Origin of the sequence: Oceanisphaera submarina (genome assembly GCF_046521305.1) — a bacterium.
In the GTDB taxonomy this organism is placed as follows: domain Bacteria; phylum Pseudomonadota; class Gammaproteobacteria; order Enterobacterales; family Aeromonadaceae; genus Oceanimonas; species Oceanimonas submarina.
Genome location: NZ_JBKGFN010000004.1, coordinates 1 through 24648, shown reverse-complemented (window position 1 = coordinate 24648; position 24648 = coordinate 1). Strand labels below are relative to the sequence as shown.

Below are 24648 nucleotides of genomic sequence, written 5' to 3'. Positions count from 1 at the left end.
ATTTATAAATACTGTTTCAGCTTTTAATCTGGTTCACGTATTCATTGTGATCATGACTACATCCGGTGTGGGATGAGTCATAACGTAATACCCTAGCCTATCTGTCTTTTATAAATGATCAACCCTGTCATTCCGTGATCTGTGAAAAAATCGTGATCTTTGTCAGCCTGTACAGATTGTATTGGAAACAGCATTTCTTGAAGATCAGCATCAAGAAGTTGGGTTGTTAAATAGCGGTTCCGAATCTTAGAGATTCCCTCACTTTCATTACTAAAATAATCCCGAAGATCCGATTTTATAAACTAAGGCACCCAGTCATCAATCAGTTCCCAGACATTGAGTTTGCTGTTAATCAGTAAACGGTCAACTTGTTTGATGGCATATTTTCGCCCCAAACCATTAGTGTGGGCGAGCCCATTACCAATGGCGTGAATGGCCGGCGAACTGGATTCAATAACATCTTGAGTGGCATTAGCTAATGACAGCACTCGCTTAGCATGCCTATCCAGGCCAAAGATGTCATCGAGGTGTTCAGATATAGTATCGCGGGTAATCATGAGCTGTCGTGCCGTCGAGTTTGATGCAAAAACTAATAGTCTAGCCGCCAAGCCTCGTCAGCTCTGGCTCATATGAGGGGATGGCTAAGGTTCTGAATAGTAGATCACTGAGGGCAGGGAACTCAGTCCAGTTTGTGCGATCTGATCCGTCGCCAAACAAAATGGGTTCTACCCCGTTTCATCGAATCGGAAAATCATTGCGACAGTACCGGATTTCCCGATATCTCAGGACGACTCTTTGGCGAAGAACACTGCCGCTTCGCGCAAAAAATCGCGCTCCTTTTTAACCCGGGCCGGCTCCCGTTTCAGACGAGCTAATTCCTCATCTCTGAGGGAGCCAGCCCCTTTAACAGCCTTATCGGTTGCCTCATCGGCTTTACGCCGCCGGCGAGACAACACGTTTGGGGTCACTCCGATCCTCAATGCTATCTGACGACAGCTGACACCCGGCTGACGGGTCAAAGCAACCGCCTCTCGCTTGAACCCGGCACTGTATTTTCTGCGTTGGGTCATCAAGACTCTTTTGGCACCTGGTGCCTCTTTTCAGAAGTGTCCGCCGTAAAGGGGGGAGAACCCGGTCATCGGATTTTGTCAGCCGTGCAGGATCAGCCAACGGATCCTTAACTGCTCGGCATGACGGTTTTCCGGGCTTTTTCATGCCGGACCAGGCCTCAGTCGACCTTGTCGAACGATTTGTTCTCGATGAACTCGAGGGACATGAAGCTTTCCAGCGAGTCGTCCTTGATGTCCAGCCAGCGCGCCGGCAACCTGGAGGCCATGGTGCCGGTGACGGTAGAACGATAGGCGTTTTCCCGAAAGCCCATGATGTTGTCCTGCTTGTGCTGCAGCCACTCTTTCAGCAGCTCCGCCTGCTTTTCCACCGCAAACTCGGGGTAGTCGGTGGCATTGTTCAGGTCGCGAATATAGCCGGCCTGAAAATCAATGGCCGCATGGCAGCCGGCCAGCGCTTCGTGACGGCTCAGCCACTGCTGCATGTGCTGGCGGCGCTCATCGGCTGCGGGCAGCACTATCTTGCCCAGCATCACGTCCCGCGCATACCAGGCCTGAGCATCGAACATGTTGAAGGTGAAGTACTGATCCTGCATCCCCAGGTAAATCAGCCTGGGGTTGTTCTGGAAAAAGACGCCTTTATACAGGTTATCCGGGTACAGGCAGTTATGCGTCTGCAAGCGCAGCTCATCGGGCATAAACGGGAAGTGGAACAGATAACCGGTACACATGATGATGGCGTCGAACTCCTTGCTGGAGCCGTCGGCGAAGTAGCCGGTATTGCCGTCGAAGTGGGCCAGCAGCGGACGCTCTTCCATGCCTTGCGGCCAGTCAAAACCGATGGGATTGCTGCGATAGCTGATGGTAACCGACCCGGCACCGTACTTGTAGCACTGGGAGCCGATGTCTTCCGCCGAGTAGCTGGCACCGATCAGCAACACGTGTTTGTCCTTGAATTCCAGCGCATCGCGAAAATCGTGGGCGTGCAATACCCGGCCCGGGAACTGCTCTACGCCCTCGAAATACGGCATATTGGGGGTAGAGAAATGGCCGGTGGCCACCACCACATGATCAAACTCGTTGGTTTCCTGCTCGCCGGTCTGGTGATTCATCACGGTCACGGTGAACTTCTCGGTGCCTTCGTCATAGGTCACCCAGCGTACCGGGCATTCGAATCGGATGTATTTAAAAATGGCCTGCTTGTCTATTCGACCCATGATGTAGTCTTTAAGCACGGCACGCGGCGGATAGGACGGAATAGCCCGGCCAAAATGTTCGTCGAAGGAGTAATCGGCAAACTCCAGACATTCTTTGGGGCCATTCGACCACAAATACCGATACATGCTGCCATGAACAGGCTCGCCATTTTTATCTAAACCCGTGCGCCAGGTGTAATTCCACATGCCGCCGATATCACTTTGTTTTTCATAACAGACGATTTCCGGCAGATCTTGAACCCCTGCCCGGCGAGCCGCCTCAAAAGCCCTTAACTGCGCCAAACCGCTAGGACCTGCGCCTAATATTGCTATTTTCTGCTTGCTCAAAACTGCCTCCTTTGCTGCGAAAAACCTTGCCATGCTAAAGGAATTAGTCGTTTGTTTACAGGTAAATACGAAAATACGCCCTCGAAATAATAAAAAGCACGAAACAATGGAACACTAAATGATTATGTTAAAGACCCGCATGAATACTTTATTCTGCGCGCCCGCTCAGCCCATCAGCCGCAGCAAATCCTGTGCCGCCGTGCGCGGGCATGGCGCCCGACAGATGGCCGACACAAGCGCCACCCCGCGCACGCCTGTTGCCGCTATTTTTCGTAAATTAGCGGCATTAATGCCGCCAATGGCCACCAGCGGCAGCGAACTCCGAGCCACGGCGCTGATCAGCCCATCAATACCCCACTCCTTTTTCAGGTTGGTCTTGGTGGGAGTGGCAAAAATGGCGCTCAGACCCAGATAGTCCACCGGCAACGATTCGGCCTCTAACAGCTGCCGCTCGGTTTCAATCGACAGGCCCAACAGCTTGTCCGGACCGATCAGTTGCCGGGCCATTGCCGCCGGCATGTCCGACTGACCCAGATGCACCCCGTCCGCATCTACCGCCAGCGCCACATCGACCCGGTCGTTGATGATCAAAGGCACGCCACTGCCCTGCAACACCGCCTTTATGGCGTGCGCCCGCTCGATAAAGGCGCGCACATCGCCGTGTTTTTCACGCACCTGCACCATGGTCACTCCGCCTCTGACCGCCTCGGCCACCACGGTTTCGAGGGTATCAATAGGCTGTTGGTCATCGGTGACCAGATATAAACGATAAGGGTTCATGGTTGCTCCGAATAGCTGTTCGAATGGCGTTTTTCAGAATAATGCCAATCCAATTATGTATTTATTGCCCTTTATGTACCCTGGCTTCAGAGGCAACAGCGCTTTCTCTCACCTGGCACCGAGTTAGCTGTGGGCGACAAACAGGTGACGGCGGAGCTGGCCCTTTGGCCGATGTGCCGGTGAGTGCTAAATAGCCCACCAGCTTAATTCGATGGGGTTAGCTTCAAACGCCGCATCAGGGTTTCTGCATCCAGCCGGTACAGGGCATCCAGCAGATTCAGTTGCAGGCTGCCCGGCCCTGCCGACTGCTCGGCCGCTATTTCACCGGCCACCCCCAGCACGGCCGCCGCCGCCAGGCCCGTGGTGTCGCCCACGGCGGCGAAGGCGCCGGTCAGCGCCGACAGGGTGCAGCCCATGCCGGTGACGAACGGCATCATGACGTGGCCATTATACAAGCGTATTTCGCCATCTTTGGTGACGATGATGTCCGCTTCACCGGAGATAACAACACTGGATCCGTAATGACGCACCAGATAACGGGCCGCTTCCACCGCCGCCTCGCTGGCATCGAGCGCATCCACACCTTTGTTGTTGGCTGCGGTCTCGGCGCCAGCGCCAGCACCGGCCAGGGCAATAATTTCCGAGGCATTGCCGCGAATGATCAGGCAATTCGCCGTCTCGGCGATGCGCCGGGAGGTTTCGGTACGCAGGCTGCTGGCCCCGCAGCCCACCGGATCCAGCACCACCGGCTTGCAATGAAAATTCGCCAGCTCTACCGCAAACAGCATCCGCTCGATCCAGATGCGGTCCGGGGTGCCGATGTTGACAACCAGGGCTCCGGAAAAGGCCATCATCTCCGCCAACTCGTCGCGAGAATGGGCCATGATCGGCGAAGCGCCTATCGCCAGCAGGCCATTGGCGGTGTTGTTCATCACCACATAATTGGTGATATTCAACACCAGCGGCTTCTGCTCACGCACCGCATTCAGGGCAGCGGTAATGGTTTGTGTGTTCATGGTGCTCCTTGCAGATGCTGATACCGGGTTACCGATTTTATTCGATAGTACCCGAAACATTAACTGTTCGTGCCAGAACAACCGACTATCACCAACGAACGGGATAGCGCCGGCCGGTGCTGCGGTGAAACACCACACCACCGACGATGATCAATGCCGCTCCCACCGCCACCGGCGACCACAAAAAATCCCAGCCTTGCCCACCCAGCATCACGATCAGCGGGTTGGCGCCGGCCGGTGGGTGGGTGGTATCGGTCAGCAACATCAGGCTCACCGCCAAGCCCACCGCCAGTCCCAGAGACCAGGGCTGTACGCCGCACAAGGTCAGAATGCCCAGCCCCACCAGCGTCGTCAGCAGGTGGCCAAAAAAAATATTTCTGGGCTGAGCCAACGGGCTCTCCGGCAGGCCAAACAGAATCACCATGGTTGCGCCAAAGGGCGCCATCAACCACAGGCCGTTCGCACCCAGACCGTCCAGCGACGCCAGAGTACTGATACACAACATGGCACCCGCACCCGCCACCAGCGCCGGGTTAAACACCAGTCGCCGAAGCTCCCCGATCTTGCCGTTCATCATTCAGTTTCCTCGTAAAAGAAAGTAGACCAATCTGTCTACACGCCACCAGAATAGACAGAATGGTCTACCTCTGTCAATATTCGTACATAAAGAGGAGACACGTATGGATAAGCGCCAACAGCTGGTAACAACCGCCTTCGATCTGTTCTATCGGCAGGGAATTCACGCCGTGGGCATCAACCAGATACTGCAGACTGCGGGCATCGCCAAGAAAACCCTGTATCACCATTTCTCCGGCAAAGAAGCACTGGTAGCCGCCGTAGTGGCCTACAGAGACGGCACTTATCTGGAATGGCTAAACACCCGCCTGGCCCGGGGAGAGCAAACGGTGACGGGGCTGATAGATACCCTGTTTACGGCGCTGGATGACTGGATAAACGACAGAGAGATGCTGCTAACCCGCTTTCACGGCTGCTTTTTCATCAATACCTGCGGGGAATACGGGGAGCCCGAACACGAGATACACCGCCAATGCGCCCGGCACAAAGAGGCCGTGGTGAAGCTGCTCGCGGATTATCTGCAGCAGGCGGGCCTGGCCACATTGGCGGCCGAACAACTGGCAACAAACCTGTGTCTGTTAAAGGAAGGCGCCACGGTACAGGCCCATGTGCAGGGAGACAAGCAGGCCGCCATCAACGCTCGCGCACTGGCTCTGCGTTTGGCGGCTCACTAAGGATATTCAGCCGAAACGGCGTGATTTTCGGTTAACCTCGTCGATTTGAGTGTTCAGCGTACAGAAATCATAGAGAAAACCTACCAGAAACAAGCCGCCGGTGAGGAACCAGATGATGGCGGTGATCCATTTTCCCATGTACAGGCGGTGAATGCCGAAGATGCCGAGAAAGGTCATCAGAATCCAGGTCAGGCTGTAGTCCTTGGGGCCGCCGGCGTAACGCTGGTCCGCATCCCTGTCCATGGAGGGAATGAGGAACAGATCCACTATCCAGCCGATGAAAAACAGGCCCAGGGTAAAGAAGTAGAGGATGCCGCTGATGGGACGACCATAATAAAAGCGGTGTGCGCCCATAAAGCCGAAGATCCACAGGATGTAACCGATTACCTTGCTGTGTGTGTTGTTCACCGTCGTTTAGTCCCCAGAGCCATGATCACCAAACCCACTATACTAGCCGTTGCCATCCGTGATCGCCATGCCCATACAGCTGCAGGCGACCCGGCACGTCGCCCCGAACCCTGTTGGCGGTGCGGGCCCTGTGTCCGAGGTTCTGCACTCAACCCGATGTTCCACCATCTCCTTGCCCGAATAAATTCGGGTCTGCAACAACCGGCCGCCGACACAACAAAAAGGCCCGTCTGCACGGGCCTTTGCCATTCACGAACCTTGGTTTATCTGATTAACGGCTGGCGGAGTAGCTGTTGTCCCAGTCTTTCCATACCGGTTGCAGGCCGGTGGCGCTAATGGCTTTCGCCACCTCGGCCGGGCTGCGGTCGTCGTCGATTTCGAACTGTTCCAGCTCTTCCTTGACGTTTTCCACATAACCGCCGGGCTGGGTCTTGGAGCCGGCACTGATACTGGTAACGCCGAGCGGTATCACCTTGTCGCGGAATTCCCGGGCTTCCCGGGTCGACAGGCTCAGCTCCAGCTCGCCGTCGAACAGGCGATAGGCACAGATCAGCTGTACCAGCTGGCGGTCGGTCATGATCGACTTGGGCTGCAGGCCGCCGATGCAGGGCCGCAACCGCGGGAACGACACCGAGTAACGGGTCTGCCAGTAGTGCTTCTGCAGGTAGCGCAGGTGCGCCGCCACATAGAAGCTGTCGGCCCGCCAGTCTTCCAGCCCGAACAGGGCGCCCAGGCCAATCTTGTCGATGCCGGCCTTGCCCAGCCGGTCCGGGGTTTCCAGCCGCCAGCGAAAGTCCTTCTTCTTGCCGCGGATATGGTGCTCGTCGTAGGTCAGGTGCTGATAGGTCTCCTGATACACCATGACGCTGTCGAGCCCGTATTCGCGCAACTCGGCGTATTCGGCTTCCGACAGCGGCTGCACTTCCATCATCACGTAGCTGAAATGACGCTTGATGATGGGCAGCATCTGCTTGAAGTAGTCCTGCCCCACCTTGCCTTCGTGCTCGCCGGTCACCAGCAACACGGTATCGAAGCCCATGGCCTTGATGGCCAGGCATTCCTGCTCGATTTCTTCGGCACTCAGGGTCTTGCGCTTGAGTCGGTTGCTCATCGAAAAGCCGCAATAGGTGCAGTCGTTGGCGCACAGGTTGGACAGGTACAGCGGAATGTAAAAGCCGACCGTGTTGCCGAAGCGCTTGCGGGTCAGCCGGTACGACTCCTGGGCCATCTGCTCCAGATAGGGCTCGGCGGCGGGCGAGATCAGCGCCATGAAGTCCTGCAGATCCCGTTTCGGTTTGGCCAGCGCCCGCTCCACGTCCCTGGCCTGCTTGCCGTAAATGCTCATTTTGACGTCATCCCAGTCCATGGACGACCAGACGTCGAAGAAACTCATAGGGTCTCCAGAAACGCAGTCAGCGGGCTGGATGCCTGGGCCTGTTGGCTCGGACCGGCCAGACCGGCTTCATAGGCCGTTCGGCCGGAAATGACCGCCAGCTTGAAGGCCTCGGCCATGGCCACAGGGTCGCCGGCCACCGCGATGGCGGTGTTCACCAGTACCGCATCGGCGCCCAGTTCCATGGCGTAGGCGGCGTGGCTGGGGGCACCGATGCCCGCATCCACCACTACCGGCACATTGGCCTGCTCTATGATGATCTCGAGGAAGTCATGAGTGACCAGGCCCTTGTTGGAGCCGATCGGCGCGCCCAGCGGCATCACGGCCGCACAGCCCGCTTCTTCCAGCCGCTTGCACAGCACGGGGTCGGCACCACAGTAGGGCAGCACGATGAAGCCATCTTTCACCAGCAGCTCGGCCGCCTTGAGGGTCTCGATGGGATCGGGCAGCAGATACTTGGGATCCGGATGAATTTCCAGCTTGAGCCAGTTGGTGCCCAGGGCCTCGCGCGCCAGCCGGGCGGCGAACAGCGCCTCTTCGGCGTTTCGGGCACCCGAGGTGTTGGGCAGCAGATTCACGCCCAGCTCCAGCAGCGGCGGCAGTATGTCGTCGCTGTGGTTTTTCAGATCCAGCCGCTTCAGCGCCATGGTCACCAGATCGGTGCCGCCGGCGACGAAGGCTTCCTTCATCTGCCGGCCGCTGGCAAACTTGCCGGTGCCGGTAAACAGGCGGGAACTAAAGGTTTTATCGGCGATGATCAGACTCATGTCAGCCTCCGGCTATGGCGTGGAACAGGGTGATGTTGTCGTTGGGGGTCAGCTGCTGCTCGCCCCACTGGCTGCGGGCGACTACCTGTTGGTTAAGGGCCACCGCTACGCCGGGCTTGTCTTGCTCAAGCGTAACCAGCAACTGGCCGAGGGTAGTGCCCTCGGCCAGATCCAGCGCTTCGTCGTTCAGTACTACTCGCATTGTTGTTCTTCCCGTTTGGTTCCACACACCGGACAGGCCGGATCTTTCGGCACCTTGAGGCCGTGCCAGCGATGAGCCTTGGCGTCGAACAGCTTGAGCTCACCCCAGGGCAGGGTGCCGGTACCGGTAAAAAACTTGATGGCTTCCAGCGCCTGCAGCATGCCTATGGTGCCGACCACGGGGCCGATAACCCCGGAGTTGCTGCAGTTGAGGCGTTCGCCGATGTCGGGACCATAAAGACAGCGATAACAGCCATGGTCCCGGGCCGGATCCAGCGCCAGCAACTGGCCTTCAAACCGGATGGCGGCGCCCACCAGCAAGGGTTTGCCCCAGGTGTAGCAGGCGGCATTGATGTCCTGACGGATCGAGATGTTGTCGGTGCAATCCAGCACCAGATCCACCTCGGCCACAAAGCCGCCCAGACTCTGTTCATCCAGCTTCTGGTTGATGGCGATCACTTCAATTTCGGGATTCAGCGCCAGCAGTTTTTCACGCGCCGTTTCCGCCTTGCTGTGCTGCAGGCTGTTTATGTCATACAGGGTCTGGCGCTGCAGGTTGCTGACCTCGATGTGATCGAAGTCGGCCAGCCACAGGGTGCCGACCCCCGCCGCCGCCAGGTACTGCACGGCGGGCGAGCCCAGACCACCCAGGCCCACCACCAGCACGGAGGCGTTCTTCAGCTTCAGCTGGCCCTCTTCACCTACCTCTTCCAGCAACAGGTGCCGGCTATAGCGCATGAATTCGCTGTCGCTGAGCATCTTATCCCTCCACCAGTTCCAGCAGTTCGCGAATGGCCGCATCGGGGTCGGGCGCTTCGGTAATGGCGGTGACCAGGGCTATGCTGCCCACACCGGTTTGTGCCACCAGCGGCACGCGGTCCTTGCTGATGCCGCCGATGGCCACCAGCGGAAACTCCGCCTCCATCAAGGCCACATAACGATGCAGTCGCTCCAGCCCCTGGGGGCGGGACGGCATGTCCTTGGTTTTGGTAGGGAAGATATGGCCCAGCGCCAGATAGGATGGCTTGAGCTCCCGGGCGCGCAGCATTTCATAATAGCCGTGGGTGGACAGGCCTAATTTGAGACCGGCGGCGCGAATGGCCTCCAGATCCGCTACTTCGATGTCCTCCTGGCCCAGATGCACCCCGTAGGCGCCGTGCTTGATGGCCAGCCGCCAGTAGTCGTTAATGAACAGCCGGGCCTGGTAGCGTTTGCCGAGCTCAACCGCGGCCTGAATGTCTTCTTCCACCTCGGCGTCGGTCTTGTCCTTGATGCGCAGTTGCAGGGTGCGCACCCCCTGCTCCAGCAAGCGCTCCAGCCAGGCGATGGTGGTCACCACCGGATAGAGCCCCAGCTGGAGAGTATCCATGGGAGCGAACTCGCCCCGGGTGCTGGGGCCATTAATGCCAAGCTGTGCGGCCAGGGCAGTGCCCGGCATCACCACGGCGGGGAAGTCGGCCAGCTCGGTCGGCCAGCCCAGATGGGCCACGGGGCCGGCGCCGGCGCCGATGGCCTCGGCACCTTTCAGGCCCTGGTTGACATAGGCCTTGGCCAGCACCAGGGCGTCTTCAATCGGGTAGTCCTGGGCCACGGCGGTGGCGATGGCGGAAGACAGGGTGCAGCCGGTGCCGTGACCGTGCCGGGTTTCCAGCCGCGGGCTGGCCAGCCAGATTTCCCGCTCACCGTCGCTGTAGAAGTCGATGGCCTGATCCCCGGTCCAGTCGAGGTGGCCGCCCTTGACCAGGACGGCGCCCGCACCCATTTCCCGCAGGGCGGCGGCACCGGCACGCACATTGGCGGGCGAATCGGGCACTATGCCCGACAGTGCTTCCAGTTCAACGGCGTTGGGGGTGATCAGATCCACTTCCGGCAGCAGGTGCTGCTTGATGGCCGGCAGCAGGTTGGCTTCGGCCATGGCCTGGCCGGTGCTGGCGATGGCCACCGGGTCCAGCACCACATAGGGCTGCCACTGGCGGCGGTATTCCTTCAGGTAGCGCGCCAGCACCTCGGCCCGCAGGCCACCGGGCAGCAGGCCAATCTTGATGGCACCGGCCTGCATGTCGGTGGCCAGAGATACCAGCTGACTGGTAAAGGCCTGCATCAGTACCGGCTCCACCATGGATACCGACACCGAGTTTTGCGCCGTGATGGCGGAAATCACCGAGCAGCCGTGGCCGCCCAGTGCCTGAATGGTGTGCAGGTCGGCCTGAATGCCGGCCCCGCCGCCCGAGTCGGAACCGGCGATGGTCCAGACGATGGGTTTTGTCATAAAGCTTCTCGCTCCAGTTTGTCGGCCTGGTGATACAAGTCACCGCCGCGTTTCTTGAATTCTTCCGCCATCTGCTCCATGCCGGCGACCACGGTTTCATGATTACCGTCCATGTCTACCAGCTGCACCGCTATGGCCTCCTGGGCGGCAGCATAGTCACGCACTTCCTGGGTGATCTTCATGGAGCAGAACTTGGGTCCGCACATGGAACAAAAGTGGGCCACCTTGCCGGATTCCTGCGGCAGGGTTTCGTCGTGATAGGATCGGGCGGTCTGCGGATCCAGCGCCAGGTTGAACTGATCTTCCCAACGGAACTCGAAGCGCGCCTTGGACATGGCGTTGTCGCGGATTTGCGCGCCCGGATGGCCTTTCGCCAGGTCGGCGGCATGGGCCGCAATCTTGTAGGTGATCAAGCCCTGCTTGACGTCTTCCTTGTTCGGCAGACCCAGATGCTCTTTCGGGGTCACGTAGCAGAGCATGGCGCAACCAAACCAGCCGATCATGGCGGCACCGATGCCGGAGGTGAAGTGGTCGTAGCCGGGGGCTATATCTGTGGTCAGCGGGCCCAGTGTATAGAAGGGCGCCTCGTGACAATGCTCCAGCTGCTCTTCCATATTGCGCTTGATCATGTGCATGGGCACGTGACCCGGGCCTTCGATCATCACCTGCACGTCGTATTCCCAGGCCACCTTGGTCAGCTCGCCCAGGGTATAAAGCTCGGCAAACTGGGCTTCGTCGTTGGCGTCGGCGATGGAGCCGGGACGCATGCCGTCACCCAGCGACAGAGACACGTCGTAGGCGGCACAGATTTCACATATTTCCCGGAAATGTTCGTAGAGGAAGCTTTCCTTGTGATGCGACAGACACCACTTGGCCATGATGGAGCCACCACGAGACACTATACCGGTCACCCGCTTGGCGGTCATGGGCACGTAACGCAGCAACACGCCGGCGTGGATGGTGAAATAATCCACCCCCTGCTCGGCCTGTTCAATCAGGGTGTCGCGAAACACTTCCCAGGTCAGGTCTTCGGCCACGCCGTTCACCTTTTCCAGCGCCTGGTAGATGGGCACTGTGCCTATGGGTACCGGGCTGTTGCGCAGTATCCATTCCCGGGTTTCATGAATATAACGACCGGTAGACAGATCCATCACGTTATCGGCGCCCCAGCGGGTGGCCCACACCAGCTTCTCGACTTCCTCTTCGATGGATGAAGTCACCGCCGAGTTGCCGATGTTGGCGTTGATTTTCACCAGGAAGTTGCGACCGATGATCATCGGCTCGGACTCGGCATGGTTGATGTTGGCCGGAATGATGGCGCGGCCTTCGGCGACTTCCTTGCGCACGAATTCGGGGGTAATGCTCTCCGGCAGGTTGGCACCGAAGTTCTGGCCCGGATGCTGTTGCAGCAGCATTTCGTCCCGCACCCGCTCGCGGCCCATGTTCTCGCGGATGGCAATGTATTCCATCTCTGGGGTGATGATGCCTTTACGGGCATAGTGCAGCTGGGTCACACAGGCTCCGGCCCTGGCCTTGCGCGGCTTGGGCATATGCTCGAAACGCAGGTGATCCAGGCCATCATCGGCCATACGCTGCTGGGTAAACTCGGAGGTGACGCTTTCCAGTTCCTCGGTGTCGTTGCGTTCCAGAATCCACTGACGACGCATCTGGGGCAGGCCCTTGCGTACATCCAGCTCTGCCTCGGGATCGCCATAGGGGCCGGCGGTGTCGTAGATCGGAACCGGCGCATTGGGCTCGAGAATGGGGTTTTCTTCGGTGCCGCCCTTGAAGCTGTCGGCCAGATGAATTTCGCGCATGCCGACCCTGATGTCCGGGCGCGAGCCTTCGATGTGAATGCGGCGGGAATTAGGGAAATGCTCGCCTTTCAGGTTATCGATAAATTCCTGAGCCTGGCTGCGAACTTCACGACGGTTTATTTTTGACATAGCAATCTCACTTCGAATCCATTGAGGGTGAAAATGCTTGCCAGGAGTGTTGAGGAAGAACTCGGCAGAAGAAGAGGTATGGCGCCAGGTTCTCACTTGTTTCCCTTACGCAGGTATTAGCCTGATCAGGTTCAACGGATCCCACTTTCGTGGTCTCAGCCCGTATAGAGCACTCCGACAAGATGGTGGCCAGTATAAACAGACTCGGCTCACAAAAGCAAAGCCATTACTCGACATGTGGTCTATAAAAAATTAACCACAATGAAACATTTAAGCATTGGATTCATGGTGGTTTTTACCGCTTGATCAACAGAAGACAAAAAATCCGCTCCGGCGTCGCCTGTTTGTACCGCCAACACGGCCGCCGAAAATGCACCACTCCGATGCAAGACGCTACCCTGTGACCAAACCTCATGTTATTTTCATCCAAAGATACCTCTGACGAGCCTGACGGGACCCTCACATGCAGATTGCAGTTTATGCCTATGAACTTCCCCTGACCATGCGACTGGCCATTAACGGGACTTCCCTGAGCCGGCGCCGGGGTTTTTATGTGGATATTAACGGCCACTGGGGCGAAATCGCGCCCCTGCCCGGCGAATCGCTGGTCGATGCCGAGCAGGATGTGCTGGCCGCCTGCCGGCGGCTGAGCCAGGGTCGAGAACATGGCGCCCGCCTGCCCTCGGTGCAGTTCGGGCTGGACTGCGCCCTGGCCGGAGTAAGCGAAATGGACGGTGACACCGCGTCTTCACTGCCGCTGCTGGAAGGCGCCCGCGACCCCATCATTCGCTCCTGGCGCTGCCGCCGGGAGCATCCGAGCCGAGCCTGGCTTACCCTGACCGGCGATGTGCAACACGATGCAGGCCTGGTGCGCGAGCTTACCCTGCTGGCCCCTTCGTTACGGCTGGTGCTGGACGCGGGCGGTCGGCTGTCGCCGGAACAAATGACCGGCCTGTGGCAGCGAATCGACGGCGAACGAGTCGACTGGCTGCTGGACCCGGCCGCCGACATGGATGCGGGCCAGCAACTGGCCGAACGACACGGCTGGCCGGTGGCTTTCGACCTCGCCCGTTATGCCGGCACCGACTATTGCGTATTCGACGAACTCAAGGCCTTGGTGCTGAGACCCAGCCAGCTGGGCGGGCTGGCGCTGTGTCGGCAGCTGATCGAGCAGGCCCGCCGACAGGGGCTGGAGGTGATGCTAGCCGACAGCCTGGAAAGCGGCCTGGGCTGCCGCCAGCTGGCCCACCTCTCGCAACAGTGGAATCCGGGCCGGCCGGCCGCACTGGGCCGTTTGCGCTACCTGCTGGATCAGGGGATGGACGATAAGGGCCGCCCCGACATGGCCAGACTCAGGCTGATCCAGCGCCACGGCTAGCACCAAGGTTTCCTTGGCATCGGGGGGGTAAATCCGTATAGTCAGGCGCATATTTCGACAGGTCTTTACTTATGTTTCAAAACAACCCCCTGCTGGCCCAGCTCAAGCAACAGATCCGCGAAACCCTTCCCATTAAAGAAGGCATCGTGAAAGGCACCTCCAAAGGTTTTGGTTTTCTCGAAGTAAGCGAGAAAGAAAGCTTCTTTATTCCGCCGCCGCACATGAAAAAAGTGATGCATGGCGATCACATTACCGCCGTGGTGCGTACCGAAAACGATCGCGAACTGGTTGAACCCGAGACCCTGATCGAGGCCGGTGTGACCCGCTTTGTGGCCCGGGTGAAGTGGTTCCGTGATCGGCTCAATATCGTGCCCGATCATCCGTTGATGAAAGATGCCATCAAGGCACGCGCCATCAAGGGGTTGGACGAAAAAAGCCTGAAAGAAGGCGACTGGGTGCTGGGCGAACTTACCCGCCACGCGCTGAAAGACAACAACGGTTTCTTCGCAAGCGTGGTAGAAGTGATTGCCGGCGTTGAGGACCCCATCGCCCCCTGGTGGGTGGTGCTGGCCCGCAACAAGCTGGCCAATCAGGCTCCGGAAGACAGAGCCGAATGGCAAACGCTGGAAGACACACTGCCGCGTCAGGATCTTACCGAGGTGCCCTTCTTCACCATCGATGGCGAATCCACGCTGGATATGGATGATGCCCTGAGCGTGAAGAAGCTGGATAACGCCTGGGAACTGACCGTTGCCATCGCCGATCCGACCGCTTATGTCGCCCACGACAGCGAAATGGACCGCGTCGCCGCCGAACGCGCCTTTACCGTTTATCTGCCCGGCCGCAACATTCCCATGCTGCCCCGCACCCTGGCCGACGAACTCTGTTCGCTGCAGGAAGGGGTAGAGCGTCCGGCCCTCTGTGCCCGTCTGCTTATCGACTTTGACGGCAAGGTGTCCGGCAAGGCCGAATTCTTCGCCGCCCGCATTCGCTCCCAGGCCCGCTTAAGCTACGATCAGGTCTCTGACTGGGTCGAGCAAATCGGCGACTGGCAGCCCGGCAGCGAGGTCATTGCCGAGCAGTTGCGTGAGCTGACCGCCCTGACCCATGCCCGCAGCGCCTGGCGCAGCGAGCACGCTATCGTGTTCAAAGACAGACCCGATTACCGCTTTGCACTGGACGAAGACAGCAACGTCACCGCCATTCTGGTCGATCATCGTCGCATCGCCAACCAGATGGTAGAAGAAGCGATGATCGCCGCCAACCTGTCTTGTGGTAGCTGGCTGACCGAACATGCCGGCACCGGTATCTTCAACGTGCACGCCGGTTTTGACAGTGAAAAAATGGAAGGCCTGGTCGAGCTGCTACAGACCCATGAGGCCCCCTTCGAGCCGGAAACCCTGTCGAGCCTGGAAGGCTTCTGTGCCCTGCGCCGCTGGCTGGACGCACGCGACACCACCTATCTGGACAGTCGCACTCGTCGTTACCAGTCATTTGCCGCCATGAGCGCCACCCCGGGCGAGCATTTTGGCCTGGGCCTGACCGCCTACGCCACCTGGACCTCGCCGATTCGTAAATACGGCGACATCGTCAACCACCGTCTGATCAAGGCCATCCTCGCCGAGCAGGCCCATGAAGTGCACGCTCCCAGCGTCGAGCTGGCGGTACATCTGTCCGAACAACGCCGCATGCATCGCCGGGCCGAGCGCGATATCGCCGACTGGCTGTATGTGCGTTACCTGCAGCCGGCCGTGGCCGAAGGCAAGGTGTTCGATGCCGAAGTGATCGACATCGGTCGCGGTGGCGTCAAGCTGCGCCTGCAGGAAAACGGTGCCGTGGTGTTCATGCCCTCTTCGCTGATCCTGGCCAACCGGGATCGACTGGAATGCAGCTGGGACGATGGCCGGGTTTACCTGGACAAGGCCCCGCTGTACGAGCTGGGTCAGGCGGTACAGGTGATCATTACCGAAGCAATTGAAGATACCCGCTCGCTGATCGCCAAGCCGGCACAGCCGATTTCACCGGTCGCCCCGCAATAAGGCCCATCGGTAAAAAGCTGACGTGAAAAGGGCCTGCATATGCAGGCCCTTTTTTTGTTAGTCGGTCTCGATAGATCCACTCTTGCTTTCATATTACTTAAAAGACTATCAAACTTGGTTTAAATATCTCATGAGAATATTAAACTCGGGTCATCATCTATATTGTCCCTGGAGTTCCTCATGCGTAAATCTCTTCTGGCTACCCTGCTGTTTGCCGCTGGGTTAAGCACCGCCGTCCCTCTTCAGGCAAAAGAACTGCTCAACAGCAGCTACGACATCGCCCGCGAGTTGTTTGCCGACATCAACCCGGTGTTCATCGAACACTGGGAGCAGAAAACCGGTGAAAAGCTGCAGATAAAACAGTCTCACGCCGGCTCTTCCCGCCAGGCGCAAGCCATTCTGCAGGGCCTGCGTGCCGACGTGGTCACCTACAATCAGGTCACCGACGTGGACGTGCTGCACCAGAAGGGCAAGCTGATCCCCGCCGACTGGAAGGCCCGTCTGCCCAACGACAGCTCGCCCTATTTCTCCACCATGGCGTTTCTGGTGCGTGAAGGTAACCCCAAGAATATCCAGAGCTGGGACGACCTGACCCGGGAAGACGTACAGCTGGTGTTCCCCAACCCCAAGACTTCCGGTAACGGCCGTTATACCTATCTGGCCGCCTGGGGCGCCGCCCACAAGCAATTCAACGGCGATGAAGACAAGATTCGCGAGCACATGGGCAAGCTGATCAAGCAGGTGGCGGTATTCGACACCGGCGGCCGTGGCGCCACCACCACCTTTGTGGAACGTGGCATCGGTGATGTACTGATCACCTTCGAGTCGGAAGTGAACAACATCAGCGCACTGAACCCGGAAGCGGGTTATCAGGTGGTGGTACCGCCGGTAGACGTGCTGGCCGAGTTCCCGGTAACCTGGATTGACCGCAACGTGGAGCGTAACGGCACCGCCGATCAGGCCAGAGCCTATCTGGAGTTTTTATACACGCCCGAAGCCCAGCGCATTCTGGCCGGTTACTACTACCGGGTACATAACGAAACCGTCGCCGCCGAAGTGGCAGACAAATTCCCCGCCACCGAGCTGTTCAAGGTAGAAGACATCTTCGGCAGTTGGGAAGAGGCCATGGACGCCCACTTCGCCAACGGTGGCAGCCTGGATCAACTGCAGGCACAGGGACGCTAAGTCATGGCGGCGCTGCTGGGTTCATCCAAACGGGTACTACCGGGCTTTACCCTCAGTCTGGGTACCAGCCTGCTGTTCGTCAGCCTGATCATACTGCTGCCGCTCACCGGGCTGATACTCAACACCAGCCAGATGGGCTGGTCGCAGTACTGGCAGGTAATAAGCGACCCGCGGGTGGTTGCTACCTACAAGGTCACCCTCGGCGCCGCCGCCGCCGCCAGCCTGTTCAACATGGTCTTTGGCCTGCTGATGGCCTGGATTCTGACACGCTATCGATTTCCGGGCCGGGCCCTGCTCGACGGCCTGATGGACTTGCCCTTTGCCCTGCCCACCGCGGTGGCCGGTCTGACCCTGGCCTCGCTGTTTGCCACCAATGGCTGGTACGGCGGATGGCTGGCCGAGCTGGGTATCAAGGTGTCTTACACCTGGATAGGCATCGTCATCGCCATGGTATTTACCAGCGTGCCCTTTGTGGTGCGTACCGTGCAGCCGGTGCTGGAAGACCTGGGTCCGGAATACGAAGAAGCGGCCGCCACCCTGGGGGCCAGCCCCTGGCAGGCCTTTAGTCGGGTAGTGTTACCCGAGCTGAAACCCGCGTTAATCACCGGCACCGCGCTGTCGTTTACCCGCAGCCTGGGAGAATTTGGCGCCGTTATCTTTATTGCCGGCAACATGCCCTGGCAAACCGAAATTACCTCGCTGATGATTTTCATCAAGCTGCAGGAATTCGATTATGCCGCCGCCAGTGCCATTGCCAGCATCATATTACTGGCCTCTTTCGTGCTGCTGTTCCTGATCAACGGTATCCAAAGCCGCTTTATGCGCCGAGTACGAGGCAACAGCTGATGGAACAGACACTTGCACTGAAGACATCCCGTCCCTGGGGGCGCTGGTTGCTGATTGGCACCGGCGTGCTGTTGACCCTGCTCTTGCTGGTGGTACCGCTGCTGGCCATTATTGCCGGCGCCTTCGCCGCCGGGGTGGGCGGTGTGCTGGACAACCTGAACGAGTCGGACATGCTGCACGCCATCGGCCTGACCCTGCTGGTGGCGGCGCTCACCGTGCCCATCAACCTGGTGTTCGGCACCCTGCTGGCCTGGCTGGTCACCCGTTTTCAGTTTCGCGGTCGTCAGCTGCTGCTGACCCTGATGGACGTACCCTTCGCCGTATCGCCGGTAGTGGCCGGCTTGCTCTATCTGCTGATGTACGGCGTCAATGGCCCGGTGGGCGGCTGGCTCGACGGAGTCGACATCCAGCTGATGTTTGCCTGGCCCGGCATTGTCATGGTCACGGTGTTCGTCACCTGTCCCTTCATGGTGCGTGAGCTGGTGCCGCTGATGAGCAGCCAGGGCACCGATTCGGAAGAAGCCGCCGTGCTGCTGGGAGCCAGCGGCTGGCAACTGTTTCGCAAAATCACCCTGCCCAATATTCGCTGGGCGCTGCTGTACGGGGTGATCCTCACCAATGCCCGGGCGGTGGGTGAATTCGGTGCCGTGTCGGTGGTATCCGGCGGTATTCGCGGCGAAACCAATACGCTGTCGCTGCACGTCGAGCTACTGCATCAGGACTATAACGCGGTCGGTGCCTTTACCGCCGCCGCCCTGCTGACGCTGATGGCAGTGCTCACCTTGTTGTTCAAATCCTATCTCGAGTGGCGCCTGCACAGCGCCGAAGCACAGGAGTAAGACCGCATGAGTATTCAGATTGAGGGTATTCACAAGTCCTTCGGCAAAACCCGGGTGTTGCAGGACATCAACCTCGACCTGCCCAGCGGTCAGCTGGTGGGACTGCTGGGTCCCTCCGGCTCGGGCAAGACCACGCTGCTGCGCATCATCGCCGGGCTGGAACACGCCAACGGCGGCCGTATTCGCTTCAATGGTAGCGATGTAACCGACTTGCACGCCCGGGATCGCAAGGTCGGTTTCGTGTTTCAGAATTATGCGCTGTTTCGCCACATGACGGTGTTCGACAACATCGCCTTTGGACTGACCATAATGTCGAAGGCCGAGCGCCCCTCCAGAGCCGACATCAAGCGCCGCGTTGGCGACTTGCTGGAGATGATTCAGCTGTCCCATGTGGCCGATCGTTTTCCGGCGCAGCTGTCTGGCGGTCAGCGTCAGCGCGTGGCCCTGGCCCGCTCCTTGGCGGTAGAACCGCGCGTGCTGCTGCTGGACGAACCCTTCGGCGCGCTCGACGCCCAGGTACGCAAGGAACTGCGCCGCTGGCTGCGCCGACTGCATGACGAACTGCATTTCACCAGCATCTTCGTGACCCACGATCAGGAAGAGGCACTGGATGTGTCGGATCAGGTGGTGGTGATGAGTCAGGGCAAGGTCGAGCAGATCGGCAGCCCGGACGACATCTGGCAGCAGCCGGCCAGCCGCTTCGTGCTGGAGTTTCTCGGTGAGGTGAATCAGATTGACGGCGAGCTGCACGGCAGCCGCTTCAAGGTAGGGCATTATCCGCTGCAACTGCCGGTGGCCAGCCATAAACAAGGCAAGGCCAGCTGGTACCTGCGGCCACACGAGATCAGTCTGCGCGCCAAGGCCGATGCCAAGCATCCGCTGCCGGTCGTGGTGACCGATGTCAATCCACGCGGTGCCCTGCTGCGGCTGGAGCTGGAACCTCAGGACTGGCCGGGCCAACTGCTGGAAGCCGAGCTGCCTCGCCAGCAACTGGAACAGGCCCGCCGCGGTCAGACTCTTTATCTGGGCAGCCAGGGCGGCCGCCTCTATGTGGGCGATCAACAGGTAACCGAAGAAAGTCTGGCGTTAACGGCTTGAAACCAGGCTGGAAGCGTTAAGCCGTAAGCGATAAGTAAAACAACAGGCACCTGTAGGTGCCTGCTTATTTCGGTTAATCCACAATCAGCTGCAAGTATCTCTGCTGTAACAGAAGCCGCAGGCCACTCGGGTAACTTACGGCTTATAGCTGACAGCTTACCGCTACCGTCAGGCTTGGTTAAACACCCCGGATGACAGGTAGCGGTCGCCCCGGTCGCAGATGATGGCGACTATGATGCCGTTATCGACCTGCTCCGCCAGCCTGAGCGCACCGGCCACGGCGCCGCCGGAGCTGACACCACAGAAGAGACCTTCTTCTTTCGCCAGCTTCAGCATGACAGCCACCGCTTCTTCTTCGCTGATATCCAGTACCTGATCGACCCGGCTTTTTTCGAAAATGCCCGGCAGATAGGCCTCGGGCCAGCGGCGAATGCCCGGAATATGGCTGCCTTCGCAGGGTTGCAGGCCGACTATCTGCACATCCGTATTCTGCTGCTTGAGATACTGGGACACGCCCATTATGGTGCCGGTCGTGCCCATGCTGGACACGAAATGGGTAACTCGACCTTCGGTCTGCTGCCAGATCTCGGGCCCCGTGGTCAGCAGGTGCGCTTCCGGGTTGTCCGGATTGTTGAACTGATCGAGGATCACGCCCTTGCCGTCGGCCGCCATCTTGTCTGCCAGATCCCGGGCGCCCTCCATTCCTTCTTCCTTGCTCACCAAAATCAGCTCGGCACCATAGGCCAGCATGGAGGCCTTGCGTTCCTCGGTGGCGTTGTCGGGCATGATGAGCACCATGCGATAGCCCTTGATCGCCGCCGCCATCGCCAGGGCGATGCCGGTATTGCCGCTGGTGGCTTCGATCAGGGTGTCGCCGGGTTTGATATCCCCTCTCGCCTCGGCCTGACGGATCATGTTCAGGGCCGGTCTGTCTTTTACCGAGCCGGCCGGGTTGTTGCCTTCCAGCTTCACCAGCACCTGACTGTTGGTGTGGCTGGCCAAGCGCTGCAGGCGCACCAAAGGGGTGTTGCCGACAAAGTCCTCTATGGTCGGAAATTGCATCATTAATCCTTGAAAGCTATGCGTAGGTAAGGCATGAAAATCATTTTACCCGATGACACCCATGGTCTCGATAGCTTATTGCTGCACCAGCGCCAAACGAGCGCCCAATGCCATCATGAGCCCACCCGAGATCCGATTAAGGTAAACCGACACCCGCTCCCGCCCCTGCAAGCCCCGTTTCAGTCGCTGGCCAAGCAGGCCATAGGCGCCGTTGCAGAGAGTAGCGGTCAGGGTAAACACCAACCCCAGTTGCAGCAGTTGCGTGGGTACAGAGCCTGACTCCTGGCTGATAAACTGGGGCAGAAAGGCGAGAAAGAACAGCGCCACCTTGGGATTCAGCAAGCCGACCATGAGGCCACGATAGAAAATACGGCCGATGCTGCCGTTGTTGTGCGCCCGGGGCAACGGCATCGCGGCAGCGCTGCGCAGGCTGGTCCAGCCCAGATACAGCAGATAAGCCGCCCCCAGGTACTTGATCACCATGAAGGCGGTCGCCGACTGCATCACCAGCGCCGACAACCCCACCACCGCCAGCAGAGTATGCCCCAGATAAGCGACACCCAGCCCCATTGCCGCCCAGATACCGGCAAAACGGCGCTCGCCCAGGGCTTGCGACAGCACAAAGAAGATATCCGGTCCCGGTGTTAGATTCAGGGCCAGACAGGCGGGAATAAACAACAACCAGAGTTCCATTTTATACCTCAGCCGGAATTGTCGGTGATTAACATAAAAAAGCTCGCAGGCTGATAATATGCTACAACCAGTCAAATCCTGCCATCCCGTATTCAAGGAGACCCCATGCCGCTGAAAGGACTTGATGCTCTCTTCCGGCCCGCCAGCATCGCCGTGATCGGCGCTTCTCATCGGGACGATGGCGCCGGCAAGCTGGTGATGAAAAATCTACTGGCCGGCAATTTCAGCGGCCCTGTCATGCCCGTTAATCCCAAATACGAGGCCGTGGCCGGAGTCATGGCCTATCCCGATATCCAGAGCCTGCCACGGGTGCCCGATCTGGCCATTATCTGCACGCCGGCCGGCAAGAATCCGGGCATTATCGACCAGCTTGGCCGAAAAGGCTGTAAAGCCGCCATTGTCCTGGCCGCAGGAACCACCTCCGATCAGCTGGAGCAAATGAAAACCAGCGCGCGCGAACATAAAATGCGCCTGCTCGGCCCCAACAGCATGGGAATAATACTGCCGCACCTGGGTCTGAATGTCAGTTTTGCGCCCTTTCCGGCGAAACCGGGCCGAATTGCCTTTGTTTCCCAATCGGCAGCGGTGTGCTCCACCATTCTGGATTGGGCTCGCCACAACGATATCGGTTTTTCACACTTCATTTCTCTGGGGGACGCCTGCGACATCGACTTCGCCCAGTTGCTCGACTACCTGGCGCGAGACAGACATACCAGCGCCATTCTGCTGTATATGGATGCGGTGCAGGATGCCCGCGCCTTCATGTCGGCGGCGCGAACCGCTTCCCGCAACAAGGCGGTGCTGGTGGTCAAAAGCGGAAAAACCCGGATCGGCGCCCAGCTGGGTCACCTGCATACCGGCGGCGATGTGGGCATGGACGCGGCCTACGACGCCGCCATTCGCCGGGCCGGCATGCTGCGGGTAAGAGACACCCACGATTTGTTTGCTGCGGTAGAAACCCTCAACCATGCCCAGAGCCTGCGCGGCGAGCGGCTGGTGATCCTCACCAACGGCGGCGGCCCGGCCATCATGGCCATAGATACCCTGCTGGCCCGGGGCGGCAAGCTGGCCAGCCTGAGCGAAAATACGAGAGAGGCGCTGAACAAGGTACTACCGCCGGCCTGGTCCCGGACCAACCCCATCGATATTGTCGGCGACGCGCCGGTAGCGCGCTACATCGACAGCCTGAAAGTCCTGCTCGACAGCGACGACTGCGACGCCATCCTGATCATGCATGCGCCCTCCGCCAGCGTGTCCAGCACCCGGGTGGCCAAAGAGATCATCCATATCCTCCGGGAGAATCCTCGCGCCCGTCGATTCAATATTCTGACCAACTGGTCCGGGGAAACCAGCGTGTTCGAGGCCCGCCGCTGCTTTACCGATGCAGGCATCCCCACCTATCGCACCCCGGAAAGCGCCGCCGGAGCCTTCATGCACCTGGTGGAGTATCGTCGCAACCAGAAGCAACTGATGGAAACCCCTGTGTCCATCTCCGATATGCCCAGCGACAGCGCAACGGTGAGGTTACTTATCAGAGAAGCCTTTGATCAGGGAGTCACTCAACTCGACACCCATGAAGTCAGTCGGCTGATGGCAGCCTACGGCATTCATACCCTGTCCACCTGGATTGCTTCCGATAGCACAGAAGCGGCTCACATTGCCGAACAAATCGGTTACCCAGTAGCGATCAAGCTGCGATCTCCGGATATCATGCATAAATCCGACGTGTCCGGCGTGGTACTCAATCTGCGCTCGGCCACAGAAGTGGCCCAGGCCGCCGATGCCATTCTGGACCGGGTACGGCAGGCTTATCCCGGCGCCCGCATTCACGGCCTCATGGTACAACGCATGGCCCGCCGGGCCGGATCCCAGGAACTACACATTGCCGTGCGCTCGGATCCTGTGTTTGGCCCCGTGGTCCTGCTGGGCGATGGCGGCATCGACTGGGAAGGCGAAGAGCAGGCCGCGGTGGCCCTGCTACCGCTTAACATGACCCTGGCCCGCTATCTGGTGATTCATGCGCTTAAGAGCGGCAAGGTCAGGGCCAACCGTTCGCAGCAATCACTGGATATGGAAGCCCTCTGCCGGGTGCTGACCAAGGTGTCTCATCTGATCATCAATCATCCCGAAATCACCCGACTCGATATTCATCCGTTGCTGGCCACCGGCAAGGAGCTTATCGCCCTCGATGTCAGCATGAAACTCGAGCCCTTCGAGGGCGATGGTCAGGCCCGACTGGCCATCCGGCCTTACCCCAAGGAATGGGAAGAAAGGGCACAGCTCAAGGATGGCTGCACCATAATACTTCGACCGATATTGCCGGAAGATGAGCCCGCCCATAGAGACTTTGTCGGCCATGTCTCCGATGAAGACCGCTATAAACGCTTCTTTGCCGATGTGGTGATCGGACATGAAGAGCTGGCCCACATGACGCAGATCGACTATGACCGGGAAATGGCCTTCGTGGCCATTGCCGAGAACGGTGATATTCTCGCCGTCGTGCGAGCCATATCCGATCCGGACAACGACGACGCCGAGTTCGCAGTCCTGGTGCGTTCTGATCTCAAAGGCGTCGGCCTGGGTCGGTTGCTGATGGAGAAGATCATCCACTATGCCCAAGCCCGCGGTCTGCATAGCCTGAGCGGCATGACCATGCCCTCGAACCGAGGCATGATAACCCTGGCGCGCAAGCTGGGATTCAAGGTCAAGGTAAAGTTGGAAGACGGCGTCGCCGAACTAAAATTGCAGTTGGAAAAAGAAGAGATAGCGCCGAGCCTTTAACGGCATCGTATTCGAATACAGCACGGATGTAGCAGCGGGTTGTCGGCCGGCCCCTGATCCGATGAGCACGCCGGGCGAGCTTGATG

The 24648-nt window shown here is 59.0% G+C and carries 21 protein-coding genes, 2 pseudogenes and 1 riboswitch; of the genes and pseudogenes, 8 read left to right on the top strand and 15 right to left on the bottom strand.

The features are described 5' to 3' along the window. Positions 1-305 precede the first annotated feature (305 nt). The 6 genes and pseudogenes from ACLEIV_RS05400 to ACLEIV_RS05375 all read right to left on the bottom strand — a co-directional run. Positions 306-557 (bottom strand): annotated as a pseudogene (locus ACLEIV_RS05400) (IS4-like element ISAs18 family transposase); the annotation flags it as partial. Positions 558-738: 181 nt separating this feature from the next. Continuing rightward, positions 739-1070 (bottom strand): annotated as a pseudogene (locus tag ACLEIV_RS05395) (transposase); the annotation flags it as partial. A 158-nt stretch (positions 1071-1228) separates the two neighbouring features. Beyond that, positions 1229-2644, bottom strand: a complete 1416-nt coding sequence (locus ACLEIV_RS05390; RefSeq protein WP_410455637.1) for an NAD(P)-binding domain-containing protein — start codon at positions 2642-2644, stop codon at positions 1229-1231. Between the two features lie 132 nt (positions 2645-2776). After that, the gene (gene thiE / locus ACLEIV_RS05385) at positions 2777-3391 is read right to left on the bottom strand and encodes a thiamine phosphate synthase (protein WP_410455636.1); all 615 of its coding nucleotides are present in this window, start codon (positions 3389-3391) and stop codon (positions 2777-2779) included. Positions 3392-3594: 203 nt separating this feature from the next. Next, on the bottom strand, positions 3595-4407 hold the full coding sequence (gene thiM, locus ACLEIV_RS05380; protein WP_410455635.1) for a hydroxyethylthiazole kinase: 813 nt from the start codon (positions 4405-4407) through the stop codon (positions 3595-3597). 88 nt (positions 4408-4495) lie between these two features. After that, positions 4496-4984, bottom strand: a complete 489-nt coding sequence (locus ACLEIV_RS05375) for an HPP family protein (protein ID WP_410455634.1) — start codon at positions 4982-4984, stop codon at positions 4496-4498. 103 nt (positions 4985-5087) lie between these two features. Between ACLEIV_RS05375 and ACLEIV_RS05370 the strand changes: the two genes are divergently transcribed. Next, on the top strand, positions 5088-5657 hold the full coding sequence (locus ACLEIV_RS05370) for a TetR/AcrR family transcriptional regulator (RefSeq protein ID WP_410455633.1): 570 nt from the start codon (positions 5088-5090) through the stop codon (positions 5655-5657). A 6-nt stretch (positions 5658-5663) separates the two neighbouring features. On the opposite strand, the gene ACLEIV_RS05365 is transcribed toward ACLEIV_RS05370, so the two are convergent. The 7 genes from ACLEIV_RS05365 to thiC all read right to left on the bottom strand — a co-directional run bounded on the left by ACLEIV_RS05365 (position 5664) and on the right by thiC (position 12641). Continuing rightward, entirely contained in the window at positions 5664-6065 is a 402-nt protein-coding gene (locus tag ACLEIV_RS05365; protein WP_410455632.1) for an NINE protein, read from the bottom strand. Positions 6066-6336: 271 nt separating this feature from the next. Continuing rightward, positions 6337-7458, bottom strand: a complete 1122-nt coding sequence (thiH, locus tag ACLEIV_RS05360; RefSeq protein ID WP_410455631.1) for a 2-iminoacetate synthase ThiH — start codon at positions 7456-7458, stop codon at positions 6337-6339. After that, a complete protein-coding gene (locus tag ACLEIV_RS05355; protein WP_410455630.1) occupies positions 7455-8225 on the bottom strand; it encodes a thiazole synthase in 771 nt (256 codons plus the stop codon). Before ACLEIV_RS05355 ends, thiH begins: the two co-directional genes overlap by 4 nt. Before the next feature lies 1 nt (position 8226). Continuing rightward, positions 8227-8427 carry a sulfur carrier protein ThiS gene (gene thiS, locus ACLEIV_RS05350; RefSeq protein WP_204796764.1) on the bottom strand — a complete coding sequence of 67 codons (201 nt, stop codon included), beginning with the start codon at positions 8425-8427 and terminating at the stop codon, positions 8227-8229. Next, on the bottom strand, positions 8418-9185 hold the full coding sequence (locus ACLEIV_RS05345) for a HesA/MoeB/ThiF family protein (RefSeq protein ID WP_410455629.1): 768 nt from the start codon (positions 9183-9185) through the stop codon (positions 8418-8420). The genes thiS and ACLEIV_RS05345 overlap by 10 nt, the downstream gene beginning before the upstream one ends. 1 nt (position 9186) lies before the next feature. Beyond that, positions 9187-10695 (bottom strand): thiamine phosphate synthase, encoded by a 1509-nt coding sequence (gene thiE / locus ACLEIV_RS05340; protein ID WP_410455628.1) that lies wholly within the window; start codon positions 10693-10695, stop codon positions 9187-9189. Next, on the bottom strand, positions 10692-12641 hold the full coding sequence (gene thiC / locus ACLEIV_RS05335; RefSeq protein WP_410455627.1) for a phosphomethylpyrimidine synthase ThiC: 1950 nt from the start codon (positions 12639-12641) through the stop codon (positions 10692-10694). The genes thiE (ACLEIV_RS05340) and thiC overlap by 4 nt, the downstream gene beginning before the upstream one ends. A gap of 83 nt (positions 12642-12724) precedes the next feature. After that, a riboswitch (TPP riboswitch) is annotated at positions 12725-12828 on the bottom strand. Between the two features lie 276 nt (positions 12829-13104). Here thiC and ACLEIV_RS05330 point away from each other — a divergent pair. From ACLEIV_RS05330 to cysA, 6 genes are all read left to right on the top strand, one after another. After that, complete coding sequence (locus ACLEIV_RS05330) at positions 13105-14019, top strand: o-succinylbenzoic acid (OSB) synthetase (RefSeq protein WP_410455626.1); 915 nt, start codon at positions 13105-13107, stop codon at positions 14017-14019. A gap of 71 nt (positions 14020-14090) precedes the next feature. Beyond that, positions 14091-16058 (top strand): exoribonuclease II, encoded by a 1968-nt coding sequence (locus ACLEIV_RS05325; protein ID WP_410455625.1) that lies wholly within the window; start codon positions 14091-14093, stop codon positions 16056-16058. Between the two features lie 180 nt (positions 16059-16238). Next, a complete protein-coding gene (cysP, locus tag ACLEIV_RS05320; RefSeq protein ID WP_410455624.1) occupies positions 16239-17243 on the top strand; it encodes a thiosulfate ABC transporter substrate-binding protein CysP in 1005 nt (334 codons plus the stop codon). A gap of 3 nt (positions 17244-17246) precedes the next feature. Next, positions 17247-18089 (top strand): sulfate/thiosulfate ABC transporter permease CysT, encoded by an 843-nt coding sequence (gene cysT / locus ACLEIV_RS05315; RefSeq protein ID WP_410455623.1) that lies wholly within the window; start codon positions 17247-17249, stop codon positions 18087-18089. After that, entirely contained in the window at positions 18089-18928 is an 840-nt protein-coding gene (gene cysW, locus ACLEIV_RS05310) for a sulfate/thiosulfate ABC transporter permease CysW (RefSeq protein WP_410455622.1), read from the top strand. The genes cysT and cysW overlap by 1 nt, the downstream gene beginning before the upstream one ends. A 6-nt stretch (positions 18929-18934) precedes the next feature. Continuing rightward, entirely contained in the window at positions 18935-20026 is a 1092-nt protein-coding gene (gene cysA, locus ACLEIV_RS05305; RefSeq protein ID WP_410455621.1) for a sulfate/thiosulfate ABC transporter ATP-binding protein CysA, read from the top strand. Between the two features lie 168 nt (positions 20027-20194). Here cysA and cysM read toward each other — a convergent pair whose 3' ends face one another. Together cysM and ACLEIV_RS05295 are read right to left on the bottom strand one after the other, a co-directional pair. Then, on the bottom strand, positions 20195-21088 hold the full coding sequence (gene cysM, locus ACLEIV_RS05300; protein ID WP_410455833.1) for a cysteine synthase CysM: 894 nt from the start codon (positions 21086-21088) through the stop codon (positions 20195-20197). Between the two features lie 75 nt (positions 21089-21163). After that, complete coding sequence (locus ACLEIV_RS05295) at positions 21164-21781, bottom strand: LysE family translocator (protein ID WP_410455620.1); 618 nt, start codon at positions 21779-21781, stop codon at positions 21164-21166. Between the two features lie 105 nt (positions 21782-21886). On the opposite strand from ACLEIV_RS05295, the gene ACLEIV_RS05290 reads away from it, so the two are divergent. Further along, on the top strand, positions 21887-24562 hold the full coding sequence (locus tag ACLEIV_RS05290) for a bifunctional acetate--CoA ligase family protein/GNAT family N-acetyltransferase (protein WP_410455619.1): 2676 nt from the start codon (positions 21887-21889) through the stop codon (positions 24560-24562). The last annotated feature ends 86 nt before the right edge of the window (positions 24563-24648 follow it).